The following is a 15,424-nucleotide window of genomic DNA, read 5'->3' on the forward strand; positions in this document are numbered from 1 at the left end:
AACATGTCCCAGCCCACTTCCTCCCGGTTGCGGGGAGAGAACCTGACCCTGGCCTACGACCAGCGCGTCATCTCCCGGAACCTCGAAGTGGCGATCCCCGACCACTCGTTCACCGTGATCGTCGGCCCTAACGCGTGCGGCAAGTCCACTCTGCTGCGCGCCCTGTCGCGGATGATCCGTCCGACGACGGGCGCGGTGTACTTGGACGGCAAGCTCATCCACTCGTATTCGTCGAAAGAGGTGGCACGGCGGCTGGGACTGCTGCCGCAGACGTCGATCGCGCCGGACGGGATCACCGTGGTCGACCTGGTCTCCCGGGGCCGCTACCCGCACCAGCGGTTTTTGCGGCAGTGGTCGCGGGAGGACGAACGGGTGGTCGCCGAGGCGATGGCGGCGACCCGGGTCTCCGACCTCGCCGACCGGCTCGTAGACGAGCTGTCCGGGGGCCAGCGGCAGCGCGTGTGGTTGGCGATGGTGCTGGCGCAACAGACCCCGCTGCTGCTGTTGGATGAGCCGACCACCTTCTTGGACATCGCCCACCAGCTGGACATGCTGGACCTCTGCGCTGAGCTACACCAGGAGCGCGGGCGCACGCTGGTGGCGGTGCTGCACGACCTGAACCAGGCCTGCCGGTACGCCACCCATCTGATCGCGATGAAGGACGGCGCAGTGGTCGCCCAAGGGGACCCGCAGGAGATCGTCACCGCGGAGCTGGTGGCGGAGGTCTTCGGGCTGCCGTGCCAGATCATCCCCGACCCGGAGACCGGAACCCCCATGGTGGTGCCGAGCGACCGGCGGAAGCGGGCCGGGCGGAAGGCTGCGTGACCTGCGCCGGAAGGGCACACCCCTCCCCCCGGCGGGGCTTACCGCGGGGTTACCGATTTCCTACAGAGGGTATGTACCGAAACGACCATATAAGTGCCGTATCGGGGGGTAACGGCATGACCGAATATGGCTCCGATGCCGGACGCCTGCGGCGCGTCACGGCGGTACGCCTCTGGACCGGGGGACTAGCCACCGCCGTGGTCGCGGCACTCGTCATCTTCGTAGGAACCCTGCTCGTCAACGGCCTGCTCGGCGCGTCAGTGCTCTCTCCGGAAGGGTCCTGGCGCTTCAGCGCTCTCGGCATGACCGCCTACGCGGCACTCGCCGCCTTCGGTGCGCTCGCCGCCACCGGCCTGCTGCACCTGCTGCTCCCGAACACACCTCGACCGCTGCACTTCTTCTCCTGGATTGTCGGCCTGGCCGTAGCAGGGGCCACGGTCGCCCCATTCGCCCAAGACGGCCCCGTCGTCGTCACCGTCGCCACCTCGCTGATTAACCTGGCCGCGGGCGGCACCATCCTGTCGCTGCTCAGCGGCGTGGGCGCGGTGGCCCACGCGGAACTCCGCGGCAGGACGCCTGCGCGCACACCGCTCGGGAAGAGCTGACCCTTCCCCAGTTGCGCCTCCCTCTCCGTGTCGATTAGGTGACGTAGAGTAGTTTTCACGGCCTAATCGTGGGAGGGGGATCCGGTGTGGCTGTAGGCAGGTGGCTCGCCCATGTGCTGACCACGCTGGCTGTCCTGATCATCTTGGTCTCGGCGGCGCCCCCGCCTCCGGGGACCGCCGCTGCGCCGCACACCGCACCCCGCCGCGGGCCGGTCGTCCTCGTCGGGGTTCCCGGCCTCCGCTGGGACGAGATCACCCCGCAGACCACTCCCCACCTGTGGGAGCTGGCGCGCCGCAGCGCGATCGGCAACCTGTCCATCCGCACCGTCACCTCACGCACCTGCCCCGTCGACGGCTGGCTGACCGTGGCCGCGGGACAGCGCGCCGCAAGCGAACGGCAGACCTACTCCATCTGCGAACTGCCGCGCCTCCCCGAGATCGACGGGGAAGGCGCGGTCATCCCGGACTACTCCGACCACGTCACCTACAACGCCGCTTCCCGCTTCGGCGCGCGGGTAGGACTGCTCGGCGACACGGTGCGCTCCTACGGCGGGACCACTCTCGCCGTCGGGCCGGGCGCTGCCCTGGCCGCCGCAGGCAGCGACGGACGGGTCGACCGCTACCTGGGCGGCACCTCCGGGCTGACCCGCGAATCGTGGGACGGGGTCACCCTCGGCGTGATCGACCTGAAAGACCTCGCCGACCTGTACCTCGACCCGCCCGCCCCGGAACCGGTCGGCGACGAGCTTGTCGACGGCACCGGCACCGTGGACGGGGTCCCCCGCGACCTCCAAGTCCCCCTGCGGCTCCCCGGAGACACCGACCCGTTCGACGACGAGGAAGAGGTCGAACCGGAACCGGACCTCACCGAAACCAGCGAACTCCAGGAGCGGCACGAACGGCTCGCCGCGATCGACCGGGACCTGGCCACCATCCAGGCCACGCTGCCCCCCGACTCGACCCTGCTCGTCGCCGGGATCTCCGTGGAAGCTGGCGCGTCCCGCCTCAACACCGCCCTGCTGCACGGGCCCGGCCCTGACGGCACCGTCTTCACCGGCGGCTACCTCGTCTCCGAGTCCACGCGGCGCCCCGGACTGGTGGCGTTGACCGACATCACCACCACCCTGCTGTACACCCTGGACTTCCCGCCGCAGCAGGGCATGGTGGGGCGGGCGTGGCGGCAGACGCCCCGGCCCGCCGAGTTCGACACGGCAGTCGACCAGCTCCGGAAATTCGCTACCGCGGCCGAAGTCGTGGAATCGCTGGTTCCCGGCTTCTTCAGCGGGCTGGTGGCCACCCAGCTCCTCCTCTACGTGTGCGCCGCGTACGCCCTGAAACGCTACGGCGGGCGCGACCTCGCGAAACGGCGCCTCGTCCTGTCCGCGACCCGAGTGGTGGCACTCGCCGGCGCTGCTTTCCCGGTCTCCAGCTACCTGGTCAACCTGGTGCCGTGGTGGTCGGCGCCCTTCCCCCAGGCGGCCCTGCTCGGCGGGGTGCTGCTCGCCGACGCCGCAGTCGTGGCGGTGGCGCTGGCCGGGCCGTGGCGGCGGGACATCCTGGCCCCTACCACGATCGTCGCGGCGATCACCACCGTGGTCCTCTTCGCCGACCTGTGCACCGGATCCCACCTGCAGATGAACTCCCCCACCGGGTACACCCCGATCGTGGCGGGCCGGTTCTACGGGCTCGGCAATATCGCGTTCGCCACTTTCGCCACCGGCGTGCTGATGACCGCCGCGGGGATCGCCCACCACCTCCTCGGCCACGGCCGTCGCACCTGGGCCGTCGCCGTGTCCCTCGTCTTGGGGACGGCAGCGCTGTTCGCCATCGGCTGGCCGGGGCTGGGCACCGACTTCGGCGGGGTGCTGGCACTCGTCCCCGGGCTCGCGGTGACCATGCTCATGATCGCCGGGCTGCGGGTCACCGTGGGCCGGATCGCGGTGATCGGCGTTGCCGCGGTAGCCACGATCGGCCTCCTGTCGTTCCTGGATTATCTCCGGCCACCGAACGAACGCAGCCATTTCGGTTTGTTCGCGGGACAGGTCCTTGACGGCACCGCATGGCCGGTCGTATCCCGCAAAATCGATGCAATGCTGGGTTCTTTGGGCAACTGGCAGCTCACCCTCCTGGCCGCGGGGGCTTTGCTGTTCCTCTTTGTCGTATTGAACAATCCGCTGAACTGGCGGGTAGGGGTGCTCTCGCGGGTCTACGAATACGCGCCGACATTGCGGGCCGGACTCACCGGATCGCTGGTCACCGGGCTTGCAGGGTTTGCATTCAACGACTCAGGAATCGCTATTCCGGCGCTCGCGCTGACCGTTGCGGTCCCCCTCACCCTGGCGTCCTGCGTGTGGGTACTGCAACAGACCGTGCCGCTTTCCCAACCCCCCACGGTTTCGGTATGTGGTCGAACCGCAACTGTGTGATCAAAACCGGAGAGAAAAGCCAAAATTCGCCGACTGCCGTGTGATATCGTCCGGGACGGACGTCCCCGCTGGCGTTCCGCACAAACAGCGATCAGGCGCAGCAGTGCCGTGTAGGACCACTTCGAACGTCCACCATCGCGCCGGGAGCGAACCGCCCCAGACGTACTGATCCACCACGGTCCGCGAAAGACTCGCAGGCGTTCGGCGACTCGTATCGTCGAAACGAGGAGTGGCACACGATATGACACAGATCTCCCGGCCGGTCCGTATGCCTGTCCGTAGGCCTTTTCGCGCCTCGTCCCAGTGTTCCGGTCAGTGGAAGGTCTCCACGCCTGCGCCCGTCCCCGACCGGATGCCAGCATCGGCGTATCTTTCCGGAGTCACCATGTCCGCGTTGCAGATCACCGTTGACGAGCGCAACGACGCCACTGTCATCGTGCTCGACGGAGAGATCGACATCGCCACCGAGAACGACTTCCGGGACGCGGTCACCAGCGCCCTGGAACAGCGCCCCGGCGGTTGTGTCGTGCTGGACTGTGCCGGTCTCGCATTCATCGACTCCAGCGGCCTTCGCGTACTGGTGCAGAGCTACAAGGCCGCACAGGAGCACAGATGCCAATTGCGGATCGCGGCTCCGCCTGAGCGGGTCGCGAAAATCCTGCGGGTGACGGCGATCGACACGCGGATCCCCGTCCACCCGACCGTCGAAGCGGCTCTGGCAGCGCCTGCCGCGTGACCCACGAGCAGGCCGCGCCGCTTCCCGCGACCGCGGCCTCCCGTCAGGTGAACAGCAGCAGCCAGACGCCCAACCCCACCATGGCCAGGTTGAACACCGCGAAAACCATCACCCACATCGTGCCGGGAACCCCGGTCAGCCGGGCCAACTGGTCGGCGTCCGAGTGCGGGGACGGATGGCGGCGGCGCTGGGACTGCAGTTCGAACACGGGACGCACGCTGGCGAACAGCATGAACCAGGTGAACAGGTAGGCGAAGAAACTCTGGACTGCGCTGGGGGTCCACCAGGAGACCGCGAAAACCACGGCTCCGGTGCCCACCACCGCCACCACACCGTAGACGTTGCGGATGAGCAGCAGCATCGCTGCCAACAGCAGGATGCTGATCCACAGCAGACCGGTGATCCGCCCGGCGGTGAGCAGGATGATCCCGGCCAAGCCCACTACGGCGGGGGCGGTATAGCCCGCCAAGATGGTGACGATCATGCCGATACCGTCGGGGCGGCCCCGGGAGACGGTCACCCCTGAGGTGTCGGAGTGCAGCCGGATACCGCTCAACTGCCGGCCGCTGAGCAGGGCGGCAAGCGCGTGACCGCCCTCATGGGCGATGGTCACCACGTTGCGGGCCACCCGCCACACCCGGCCTCCCGACACCACGACGAGCAGCGCAACCGCCCCGGTGGCGATGACGACCCACAGCGGGGGGTCGGGCTGCACGGAAAAGACGTCCTGCCACACCTGGGAGAACGAGTTGGCTGCCATGTGCCCTCTTCCGTCTCGGCTGCTACGCAACTCTAGCCATTCTGGTGCGGCCGTGACGGTTCCGGAGCTGTCCCGGCAAAACGGGACGGGTGCGCACGCGGAAGCCCTGCCCGGGCGGTGCACGGGCGGGGCCGCAGGCTCAGCGGGGGGTGATCGTGATGTCCCCGGTGTCGCTGCGTGCTTCGATGACGGAGGTGGCGTCCCTGGACTGGTCCACGGCGACCTTGGGGGATCCGACAGTGGTGTCCGCGGTCACCCGGTAGACCCGGTCGGGCACCTGCAGTTCGATGTTCCCGATCGCCGTGGTGGCATGCAAGGTCTGGAACTCGGTGTCCGTGGTGACCGTGATCGCGCCGGTGTCGCTGCGCACCCGGGCAGTGTCGAAGCCCGAACCGATGCGGATCGCACCGATCGCGCTGGTCGCCTGGACGTCGGCGGCTTGGAAGTCCTCCAGGTTGATCTCGCCGGTGTCGCTGGTCACCACGGCGCTGGGCCCGGAGCCTGCGGCGGTGATCCTCCCGGTAGCGCTCTCCGCGGTGATCTCCCCGGTGACGTCGGCCAGCCGGATCTCGCCCGTGTCGGTGGACGCGTCCACGCGGGCGGAGACCCCGGTGACGTCCACGTCCCCGGTCACGGTGTGCACGGAGACTTCGGTTCCTTCCGGGACCGCCACCTCGTAGTCGACGGAGCAGCGACCAAACACGGTGAAGATGAGACTGCAGTTCGCGGCGAGCCGCAGGGTGTCGCCTTCCGTCTCCGTGTCCCAGGAGGGCTGGGACATCATGGAGGACCACACGTCCACGCGCACGGTGACCGTGTCGGTGTCCTCGGCGACGAGGGTCACGCTGCCTTCCGTGTTGTTGTCGATCTCGAGCCGGGACGGCGCAGGAAACTCCGTTGTGTCGGTGGTGGTCTCCGAGACCGCCGTAGTGAGGATGCCCAGCACGCCCGTGCCGAGGGCGGCCAGGCCGACGATTGCGCCGATGACCAGCCACCACCGGCCGCGGCGGCCCCGGGGTTCCTTGCTGGAGGACGCGTACAGTCCTCTGGCCGTAAACGTCATGGCAGTGTCCGTTCCTTCGTGGGTGTGGGGAGGGTCACGGCTGGCGGGAGCTGGCCCGCAGGTATTGCAGGACGGCCAGCACCCTGCGGTGCTCGTGGGTGTCGGGAAGCAGGTTGAGCTTGGTGAAAATGGACCGGATGTGCTTCTCTACCGCGCGTTCCGTGATGAACAGCCGCGCCGCGATCCCGGCGTTGTTGAGGCCCTCGGCCATAGCGGCGAGCACCTCGGTTTCGCGTGGACTCAACCGGTCCAGCACGTTGTCGGTGTTGCGGCTCAGCAACTGCGCCACCACCTCCGGGTCGATGGCGGTCCCGCCGTCGGCGATACGGCGCAGGGTCTGCAGGAACTCGTCGATGTCGGCCACGCGGTCTTTGAGCAGGTAGCCGACCTTGGACGCGCCACCGCCCAGCAGTTGCGAGGCGTAGGTGCCGACCACGTGCTGGGAGAGCAGCAGCACCGCGACATCGGGATGCTCCTTGCGGATCCGGATCGCGGCGTGCATGCCTTCTTCCGAGTAGGTTGGCGGCATGCGGATGTCCACCAGGCACAAGTCCACGTCGTCGTGGCGGGCCACTGCGGCGAGGAGCGCGTCGGCGTCACCGACCTGGGCGACGATCTCGATACCCGCGTCTTCCAGAAGCCGGGCCATGCCGCCCCGCAGCAGTACCGAGTCCTCAGCGATGATCACGCGCACGGTTACGCCCTCCACGGAATGTCAGCGGTGAGGACCGTGCCCTCACCGGGCGGACTGTGGATGAACAGTTCACCGTCGACCGCCTCGACCCGGTCGGACAGTCCGTGCAGCCCGGTGCCGGACTGCGGGTCGGCGCCTCCGCGGCCGTTGTCGATGACGGTGATGCGGAGCAGGTCGTCCCGGCGGCGCCGAATCCGTTCGGCCCGGACCGTGACCGCGGACGCCTGCGCATGCTTGGCCACGTTGGTGAGCGCCTCGCAGACCACGTAGTAGGCGACGCCTTCAGCCCGTGGCGACGGTCGTTCGTCGAGGTGCACTTCGAGACGGACCGGCACCGGGCACCGTCCGGCAGCCACAGGGAGCGCGGCGTCAAGCCCATGGTCGGTGAGGACCTTCGGGTGTAGCCCGCGGGCCACCTCCCGCAGTTCCGCCATCACTGCCTGGGCTTCGCGCTGGGCTTCCTCCACCAGTTCCCGAGCCTGCTCCGGGTCGCGGTCGGATTTGGCGCGCGCCCGTGCCAAGGTCAGCGTGAGGGACAGCAGCCGCTGCTGCGCACCGTCGTGCAAGTCCCGTTCGATCCGGCGGCGTTCCGCTTCGGCCGCGTCCACCATGCGGGAACGGGTGTCGCTCAGCTCCCACAACCGACGGCGGACACGCACCTGGGGAGAGTCGAACAGGGTCCGTCGCATCACGGCGAGGTCGAGCCGCACCAGCCAGGGCGCAACCCACAGTCCGGCCACCACCAGGGGAGGCCCCGCCACGAGCACCGCCACCACCAAGGCCATACCGGTGACCTGCACCGATCCGCTCGTGAGGAGAGTGGCGGCGAGCGCGCCGATCCCACCGATCACCCCGCCCGCCCCATAGGCGATCAACAGCACGGCAAGCCCGCCGAACAGCAGCCCGGCGAGTCCGATCACCGTGGTGTGCCCCACCGCGGCCCAGGCGTCCCGGCCGACCACGAACCCGATGCCGCGGAGCAGTCGGAGCGTCCCGTCTCCCGCGGGAACCGTGGTCTCCACGATGCCGAACAGGGCCCCCGCCCGCCGTTTGTGGATGTGCACTCCCAGCCGGGCCAGGAGCGTGGCCACGGGGACCGACCCCAGGGTGGCGGCGGAGAGGAGCAGCAGACGCCAGTCCGCAGGAGTCGTGCCGCGCACCACCTCGACGGTCGTGGACGACAAGGCGCCCACCATGACCGCCAGCAGCGCGGCCGGCACAAGGGAGACGGGAGCCAGCGCGAACGAGGTCAACAGGGAAAGCACGGCGACCAGGCGTTCCCGCCACACCCCCACTCGGCTGTCTGCCATCTGCCGCTCCGTTTCGCCCGCTGGTTCATCGAACGCTTTCACGGTAGAAAACAACGGGATCCGGCACAGGAACGGCAGCACGTCAGATCACGGTGGTGTCAGCACTACCAAGCAGCGACTTTCCTGTTCTCGCCGCGCTGCTGCACCGGGTGTGCCGTGCTGCGTCCCGCAGCGCCAGGGGCACAGCGGACAGGGTGGTGCGTCGGTTTCCGCTGGTGGGGATGGGGAGACAGGCTACCGTCCTCGGTAGGGTCTGCTGCGTGAGGTTCGCCCGATGTGTCGTTGCGGTGTGCGCTGTGCTGGTCGGAAGCGCGTGCACCCCCGTCGCCGACGGCTCCGCCTCGGGACCCCCCGAACGGACGCTCACCGTGTTCGCCGCGGCCTCCCTCACCGACGTCTTCCGGACGTGGGGCGCCCAGTTTGCGGAGCAGCATCCCGGCACCACCGTGGAGTTCGCTTTTGCGGGCAGCTCCGCGCTCGCCGAGCAGCTCGCGCAGGGCGCGCCCGCCGACGTGTTCGCCTCCGCCGACCAGGCCACCATGGACCGGGTCGTCGCTGACGTCGGCGTCGCCGACGAACCGGTGGTGTTCGCGCGCAACACGCTGCAGATCGCGGTCCCACCGGAGAACCCTGCCGGTATCGGCTCGCTGGACGACCTCGCCGCGGACGGGACAACGGTGGCGCTCTGCGCCGAGCACGTGCCGTGCGGTGCGGCATCCCGCGCGGTCCTGGACGCCGCCGGAGTGGCAGTGGACCCGGTGACGTGGGAGGAGGATGTGCGGGCCGCGCTCACCCGGGTCCGGTTGGGCGAAGTGGACGCCGCCCTCGTGTACCGCTCCGACGTGGTCGCCGCCGGAGGCGACGTGCACGGCATCGACATTCCGGAAGCGGCGGCCGCAGTCAACGACTATCCGATCGCGGTCCTCGCCGACGCGGCCGAACCGGAACTCGCCCAAGCGTGGACGGCTTTCGTGACCTCCCCGGACAACGCGAAAGTGCTGGACGATGCCGGCTTCCTCCTCCCCTAAGCCTGCCGGTGCCCCGCTGACAGGCCGGGTTCCCCGACTGCTGCTGGTGCCCGCGCTGCTCGGCTTCGGCTTCCTGGTGCTGCCGCTGTTCGGCCTGCTTGCCCGCACCCCGTGGTCCACGCTGGGCGCCCAACTGTTCTCCACGGGGGTGCGCGACGCGCTCCTGCTCTCCCTGGCCACAGCGAGCGCAGCCACCGTGGTCTCCCTCGTGCTGGGGGTGCCGTTGGCCTGGCTGTTGGCCCGCACCGAGTTTCCGGGACGCAGCCTCGTCCGGGCCCTGGTCACCGTGCCGCTGGTGCTGCCTCCGGTCGTGGGCGGGGTGGCGCTGCTCATGGTGTGGGGGCGCAACGGGCTGCTCGGCCGCTACGCGGCCGAGTGGACCGGCTACGGGCTGCCGTTCACCCCCGCCGGGGTAGTGGCCGCGCAAGTGTTCGTGGCCATGCCGTTCCTGGTGATGAGCGTGGAAGGCGCGCTGCGCGGCATGGACCGGCGCTACGAGGAGGCTGCGGCCACGCTAGGGGCGAACCGGTGGACCGTGTTCCGCCGGGTGACGCTGCCCATGGTGGCGCCGGGGATTCTCGCCGGCGCGGTCCTGTGCTGGTCGCGGGCGCTCGGCGAATTCGGGGCGACCATCATGTTCGCGGGAAACTACCCCGGCCGCACCCAGACGATGCCGCTTGCGGTGTACTTGGAGATGCAGCGCAGTCCGGAGGCGGCGGTCGTGCTCAGCCTGGTGCTGCTCGCCGTCTCCGTTCTCATCCTCGTCGTGCTGCGGGACCACTGGCTGGGGGCACGGTGACCGCGCCCGTCCCCGTCGTGGACGCCCACCTGGTCGTCCACCATCCCGGTTTCACCGTGGAAACCCGCTTCCAGGTGGCGTCCGGCCACGTGCTGGCGCTGCTCGGCCCGAACGGTGCGGGAAAGTCCACGGTGCTGCGCGCCCTGGCCGGGCTGCTCCCCGCGCAGGGACACCTGCGGGTGGACGGGGTCGACCTGTTGTCCGTGCCCGCGGAGCGGCGCCCGGTCGGTTTCGTGTTCCAGGACTTTCTCCTGTTCCCCCACTTGACCGTGGTGGAGAACGTGGCATTCGGCCCGCGCTGCCAGGGCATGCCCGCGCGGCAGGCCCGCCGGCTCGCGCTCGACCTGCTCACCGACATGGGGGTGGCCGAGTACGCGCGTGCGCGGCCGCGCACGCTCTCCGGGGGCCAGCAGCAGCGGGTGGCGCTCGCCCGGGCGTTGGCGACCCGGCCCCGGCTTTTGCTGCTGGACGAGCCGATGGCCGCGTTGGACGCGGACACGCGGATGTCGGTCCGCGCTATGCTCCGCTGCCGGCTCACCGCTTTCTCCGGGGCGACCGTACTGGTCACCCACGACCCGCTGGACGCGATGGTGCTCGCCGACCGGGTGCTGGTCCTAGAGGACGGGGTGTCCGTGCAGGAGGGGACGCCTGGGGACGTGGCGCGACGGCCCCGCACCGACTACGTGGCCCGCCTGGTGGGGGTGAACCTGTACCGGGGCCGGGCCGCGGGCACGCGGGTGCAGCTTGCGGGGCCCCACGGCTCAGCCGTGGCGTTGACGGTGGCGTCTCCCCACGACGGGGAGGTGTTTGCCGCGTTCCCGCCGCATGCCGTGGCCCTGTACCGGGAGCGTCCCCACGGCAGTCCCCGCAACACGTGGCTGCTGACCGTGGACGGGGTGGAACGGTTCGGCCCCCACGTGCGGGTCCGCCTGTCCGGGGCGGTGGAGGTGAACGCCGACATCACCGCGGCCGCGCTCGCCGACCTCTCCCTCCGTCCGGGGGACCGGGTGTGGGCCGCGGTGAAAGCCACCGAAGTGGAGTGCTATCCGGTGTGAGCGGCGGGCTGCGGGGCCGGACTGCCGTGGCCTACTCCGCGAGGTGAGCGCCCGGCTCCTACTCTGCTTCCGCCAGGGCTTTCAGCCGCAGCAGCGTCTGCTCGATAGCGCGGGCGTTGCGCGCGGGATAGCCCGCCAGCTGGTAGAGGATCGCGAACGGGCCCGCCGGCGAATAGTCGAAGGTCTCCGTGACCCGGGTCGTGTGGTCGTCCACCGGTTCCAGTTGCCAGCGCCAGCGGTGCGGGCCGATGTGCCGCCAGGCGATGCGCCGGTTCTTCTCGTATTCCACTACCCGGTTGGTCATCCGGTAGGGCACGCCGAACATCGACATGTCCATGCGGAACTCGGAGCCCGCGGTGAGGGTTTCCGGTCCGTGCAGGCAGCCGCTGACCATGGCGGACCCGTCGATCTCGGGGTGGCGGCGCGGATTCGTGAGGATCGCGAAGATCCGTTCGGCAGGGGCGTTCACGGTGATGCTGCGGGACACCTTCTGTGTGGCCATGGGCCCAACTTAACCGAGTGGCCCCGGCTAGCCGGGCAGGCCGTGGTGCTCTACCGCAACAAGAGAACCGTCTTTGGCGTCCCGGTGCACCACCCAGAACGCGCCTTTCCGCAGCGCCCACCGCGACCGGGCGGGGGCACCGGTCTGGGCGGCGGCTTCCGCCATGAGATCCGCCACGAGTTCGCCGTGCGTGCACACCAGAGTGGGCTGCCGCTCCTCGACCAGGGCCCGCATCGTCTGGCGGGCGGCCTGCGGGTCGTAAGCCTGGGCCCCGGAGCGGAGCACCCCCACGGTGAACGTGTGCTCCGTGCGGATCTCTACCCCGTGGGCGGCCGCGTACGGCACCACGGTCTCGAGACAGCGCGCGGCCGTCGAGGAGACCACGCGCAAAGGCCCGAATACGGCGAGGATGTCGGCTACTGCGCGCGCGTGGGCCCGCCCTGCCTCGTCCAACGGCCGAAGCAGGTCGTAATCGTGCCATTCGTTTTTGTTCCCGGCCGAGGCGTGCCGCAGCAGCACCAGCGGCACGGTCTGTGCGGGTCCGTGCAGGAAGTCGTCGAGGACGCGGACGTCGCTGGGATAGGTGAGCCGGGCGCGGGCTTCTGCCGCGGGCAGCCATTCGACCGCGTCCACCTCCGCGGTGGGGGTGAACTGGGCGGTCGTGCCCGGTGCGGGGGTGGCGGCCCACCAGTCGACCTGTTTGGGCCAACCGGACTTCCAGTAGCGCTGCGTGGCCAGGCGACGGCCCAGCCTCGGGGTGACCCCGGTCTCTTCCACGGTTTCCCGCACCGCGGCGACGAGGACGTGCTCCCCTTCGTCCAGTTTCCCTTTCGGCAGGGTCCAGTCGTTGTAGCGGGGCCGGTGGACCAGGGCTATTTCGCGGCCGCGGCCGGTGTCCCGCCACAGGACGGTCCCCGCGGCCCGGACAGGTTCCAGGTAGCCGCCGGGCGCGGCGGATTCCACGGCGTCCGGATGCCGGTCAGGAGTGGGCGGCGGCTCAGTCATCGACCACCCTCAGGTAGCGGTCGCCGCGCAGGGTGCTCTGTACGTCCACGAGCGGGTTTCCTTCCTCATCGTGGGTGAACCGGGTCCAACTGCCGTCCGGGTTGAGGTGCCACGACGACGTGCTGTCCGCCATGGCCAGGTCCATGAGGGTCATGAGCCGGGAACGCTGCCCCGGATCAACGATGCGGACCAGCACTTCCACCCTGCGGTCCAGGTTGCGCGGCATGAGGTCGGCGCTTCCGATCCACACCTGCGGCTCTCCGCCGTTGGCGAAGACGAAGATGCGGGAGTGCTCCAGGAACCGGCCGAGGATGCTGCGCACCCGGATCGTCTCGGAGAGCCCTGGCACCCCGGGGCGGAGGACGCAGCTGCCCCGCACCCACAGGTCGATGGGGACCCCGGCCCGGGACGCGAGGTAGAGGGCGTCGACGATCTCCTCGTCGACCAGCGAGTTGGTTTTGATGCGGATGCGGGCTGGCAGCCCTTGCTCATGGTTGGCGATCTCGTGCTGGATCTGGCGCAGCAGGGCTTCCCGCAGCGCGTGCGGGGCCACGAGCAGCCGCCGGTAGTGCTTTTTACGGGAGAAGCCGGTGAGGTGGTTGAACAGGTCGCTGAGGTCTTCGCCTACTTCCGGGTCGGCGCTGAACAGTCCGAAGTCCTCGTAGATGCGGGCGGTGCGCGGATTGTAGTTGCCGGTACCGATGTGGCAGTAGCGGCGCAGGCTGCCGTCGTCTTCTTCCCGGACGACGAGGGCGAGCTTGCAGTGGGTCTTCAACCCGACCACCCCGTAGACCACGTGGCAGCCCGCCATCTCCAGTTTGCGGGCCCAGCGAATGTTGTTCTGCTCGTCGAAGCGGGCCTTGATCTCCACGAGGACGATGACTTCTTTGCCGGAGCGGGCGGCTTCGATGAGGGCCTCCATGATCGGGGAGTCGCCGCTGGTGCGGTACAGGGTCTGTTTGATCGCCCGCACTTTCGGGTCGGAGGCCGCGAGTTCGATGAACCGCTGGGTGGTGGTGGCGAACGACTCGTAGGGGTGGTGGACGAGGAGTTCGCTGCGGCGCAGCACTTCGAAGAAGTCGTTGTGGGCGAGGACGCGCGGCTCGACCGGGACCATCGGCGGGTATTTGAGTTCCGGCCGGTCGAGTTCGTGGAGTTGGGCGAGGCCGGAGAGGTCCAGCGGGCCGGGCACGCGGTAGGTCTCTTCTTCGTCCGCGCCGAGTTCTTCGCGGAGGAGGGTGAGGATCTCGTCGGAGATGGTCTCTTCGACCTCCAGGCGCACGAGGGGTCCGAAGCGGCGGCGCAGCAGTTCCCGTTCCAGGGATTTGACGAGGTCGTCGGTTTCGTCTTCGTCCACTTCTAGGTCGGCGTTGCGGGTGACCCGGAACGCGTGGTGTTCCAGGATCTCCATGCCTTCGAACAGTTGCGGCAGGTGCGCGGAGATGACGTCTTCGACGGGGACGAAACGCTGGCCGCCGAGTTCGGTGAAGCGCGGCAGCGCCGGGGGGACTTTGATGCGCGCGAACGTCTGCCGTCCCGTGTGCGGGTCGCACACTCGGACCGCGAGGTTGAGGGAGCGCCCGGAAATGTAGGGGAACGGGTGGGCCGGGTCGACGGCGAGCGGGGTGAGCACCGGGTAGATCGTGCGGCGGAAGAAGCGGTGCATCTGCTGCTTCTCTTCGGTGGTGAGGTCGTTCCAGCGCACGATGCGGATCCCGGCTTCGGCGAGCGCCGGCGCTACCGAGGTGTGGAAGCATGCCGCGTGCCGTTCCATGAGCTCGTGGGTGACTTTGCTGATCTCCCGTAGTTGTTCGCGGGGGTCCTGCCGGGAGGAGACGGGGACCCCGGTGGCGAGGCGGCGTTTGAGTCCGGCGACCCGCACCATGAAGAACTCGTCGAGGTTGCTGGAGAAGATGGACAGGAACAGGGCCCGTTCCAGCAGCGGCAGCGTGGTGTCTTCCGCGAGTTCCAGGACCCGCTGGTTGAAGCGGAGCCAGCCGATCTCCCGGTTCATGAAGCGGTCGGGGGGCAGGAGGTCTCTGTCTCGGGTGAGCATCTGCGCTGCGTTCACCGCTACGGCCGCTGTCTTCTTCTGCACCATGCGAAGCTGCCCCCACTTCCCGTGCATCCGGGCACCGACGCCCCGCTGACCCCTGTGATATTCAGGCAACATGCCCCGGAACAGTGAACCCCAAAACGCCCACCGGGGGACTTTAGGCATATGCCACGTAACGTTCTGTGATGAATAGACCGGCGGGGAAGCGGCGGAACGCCGGAGAGGCACGGGATGCCCGGTCGGGTGCTGCGGGCCACGGCCCCGCCGCGGAACGCGGATTTCTACCCCTTGGTAGCGGGGTGTTTTCGCTATTTCACGGACAGCAGCGGGTTGTTCCCGCCATCCTGGGACGTATGCGACGCGAACGTGTGGAGTACATTGGCGGCCCGCTCGACGGCAAGATCGTGGAGCTCGGGCCAGACGAGGACGTCACGGTCGGCGCCTACCTGACCATTCCGGGGCACACTCAGCGGGCGGTCTACGAGCCGGTGCCCGGGGACATTGTGTACCGGTGGCATTTCCTGGGGTGGATCGACCGCTGACACCGCCGTGTCCGTGCC

General features: G+C 69.1%; 15 protein-coding genes. 8 read left to right on the forward strand and 7 right to left on the reverse strand.

The genetic code is table 11. The annotated features are described in order from the left end of the window. Positions 1 to 3: 3 nt before the first annotated feature. The 4 genes from TF1_RS11545 (at position 4) to TF1_RS11560 (ending at position 4,592) form a co-directional block, all read left to right on the forward strand. Positions 4 to 825 carry an ABC transporter ATP-binding protein gene (locus TF1_RS11545; protein WP_061783886.1) on the forward strand — a complete coding sequence of 274 codons (822 nt, stop codon included), beginning with the start codon at positions 4 to 6 and terminating at the stop codon, positions 823 to 825. 116 nt (positions 826 to 941) lie between these two features. Further along, a complete protein-coding gene (locus TF1_RS11550) occupies positions 942 to 1,430 on the forward strand; it encodes a DUF6069 family protein (RefSeq protein ID WP_016188124.1) in 489 nt (162 codons plus the stop codon). Between the two features lie 86 nt (positions 1,431 to 1,516). Beyond that, entirely contained in the window at positions 1,517 to 3,856 is a 2,340-nt protein-coding gene (locus TF1_RS11555) for a membrane protein (RefSeq protein WP_011290781.1), read from the forward strand. Between the two features lie 385 nt (positions 3,857 to 4,241). Further along, positions 4,242 to 4,592, forward strand: a complete 351-nt coding sequence (locus TF1_RS11560) for an STAS domain-containing protein (RefSeq protein ID WP_061783887.1) — start codon at positions 4,242 to 4,244, stop codon at positions 4,590 to 4,592. Between the two features lie 43 nt (positions 4,593 to 4,635). Here TF1_RS11560 and TF1_RS11565 read toward each other — a convergent pair whose 3' ends face one another. From TF1_RS11565 to TF1_RS11580, 4 genes are all read right to left on the reverse strand, one after another. After that, the gene (locus TF1_RS11565) at positions 4,636 to 5,352 is read right to left on the reverse strand and encodes a M50 family metallopeptidase (protein ID WP_011290779.1); all 717 of its coding nucleotides are present in this window, start codon (positions 5,350 to 5,352) and stop codon (positions 4,636 to 4,638) included. A 139-nt stretch (positions 5,353 to 5,491) separates the two neighbouring features. Continuing rightward, a complete protein-coding gene (locus TF1_RS11570) occupies positions 5,492 to 6,415 on the reverse strand; it encodes a DUF4097 family beta strand repeat-containing protein (protein ID WP_011290778.1) in 924 nt (307 codons plus the stop codon). A gap of 34 nt (positions 6,416 to 6,449) precedes the next feature. Beyond that, positions 6,450 to 7,109: a response regulator transcription factor gene (locus TF1_RS11575; protein WP_016188122.1), complete on the reverse strand. Its 660-nt coding sequence runs from the start codon at positions 7,107 to 7,109 to the stop codon at positions 6,450 to 6,452. 2 nt (positions 7,110 to 7,111) lie between these two features. Beyond that, entirely contained in the window at positions 7,112 to 8,419 is a 1,308-nt protein-coding gene (locus tag TF1_RS11580; protein ID WP_061783895.1) for a sensor histidine kinase, read from the reverse strand. 296 nt (positions 8,420 to 8,715) lie between these two features. On the opposite strand from TF1_RS11580, the gene modA reads away from it, so the two are divergent. The 3 genes from modA to TF1_RS11595 are packed head-to-tail and all read left to right on the forward strand — an operon-like array spanning position 8,716 to position 11,301. Further along, positions 8,716 to 9,447, forward strand: a complete 732-nt coding sequence (modA, locus tag TF1_RS11585) for a molybdate ABC transporter substrate-binding protein (protein WP_016188120.1) — start codon at positions 8,716 to 8,718, stop codon at positions 9,445 to 9,447. Further along, positions 9,425 to 10,246 carry an ABC transporter permease gene (locus TF1_RS11590; RefSeq protein WP_061783888.1) on the forward strand — a complete coding sequence of 274 codons (822 nt, stop codon included), beginning with the start codon at positions 9,425 to 9,427 and terminating at the stop codon, positions 10,244 to 10,246. Before modA ends, TF1_RS11590 begins: the two co-directional genes overlap by 23 nt. Beyond that, a complete protein-coding gene (locus TF1_RS11595) occupies positions 10,243 to 11,301 on the forward strand; it encodes an ABC transporter ATP-binding protein (RefSeq protein ID WP_011290773.1) in 1,059 nt (352 codons plus the stop codon). The genes TF1_RS11590 and TF1_RS11595 overlap by 4 nt, the downstream gene beginning before the upstream one ends. Before the next feature lie 58 nt (positions 11,302 to 11,359). Here the strand turns inward: TF1_RS11595 and TF1_RS11600 are convergent, their stop codons facing one another. From TF1_RS11600 to TF1_RS11610, 3 genes are read right to left on the reverse strand one after another with little or no spacing between them, the layout of a single operon-like run. Continuing rightward, positions 11,360 to 11,803: an SRPBCC family protein gene (locus TF1_RS11600; protein ID WP_061783889.1), complete on the reverse strand. Its 444-nt coding sequence runs from the start codon at positions 11,801 to 11,803 to the stop codon at positions 11,360 to 11,362. Positions 11,804 to 11,830: 27 nt separating this feature from the next. Next, the gene (locus TF1_RS11605) at positions 11,831 to 12,808 is read right to left on the reverse strand and encodes an NUDIX hydrolase (protein ID WP_011290771.1); all 978 of its coding nucleotides are present in this window, start codon (positions 12,806 to 12,808) and stop codon (positions 11,831 to 11,833) included. Continuing rightward, positions 12,801 to 14,909: an RNA degradosome polyphosphate kinase gene (locus TF1_RS11610; protein WP_011290770.1), complete on the reverse strand. Its 2,109-nt coding sequence runs from the start codon at positions 14,907 to 14,909 to the stop codon at positions 12,801 to 12,803. The genes TF1_RS11605 and TF1_RS11610 overlap by 8 nt, the downstream gene beginning before the upstream one ends. 308 nt (positions 14,910 to 15,217) lie before the next feature. Here TF1_RS11610 and TF1_RS11615 point away from each other — a divergent pair, with 308 nt between their 5' ends. Further along, positions 15,218 to 15,406, forward strand: a complete 189-nt coding sequence (locus tag TF1_RS11615; RefSeq protein ID WP_016188119.1) for a hypothetical protein — start codon at positions 15,218 to 15,220, stop codon at positions 15,404 to 15,406. Positions 15,407 to 15,424: the final 18 nt, after the last annotated feature.

This window comes from Thermobifida fusca NBRC 14071 = JCM 3263, assembly GCF_001592045.1.
Taxonomy (GTDB): domain Bacteria; phylum Actinomycetota; class Actinomycetes; order Streptosporangiales; family Streptosporangiaceae; genus Thermobifida; species Thermobifida fusca.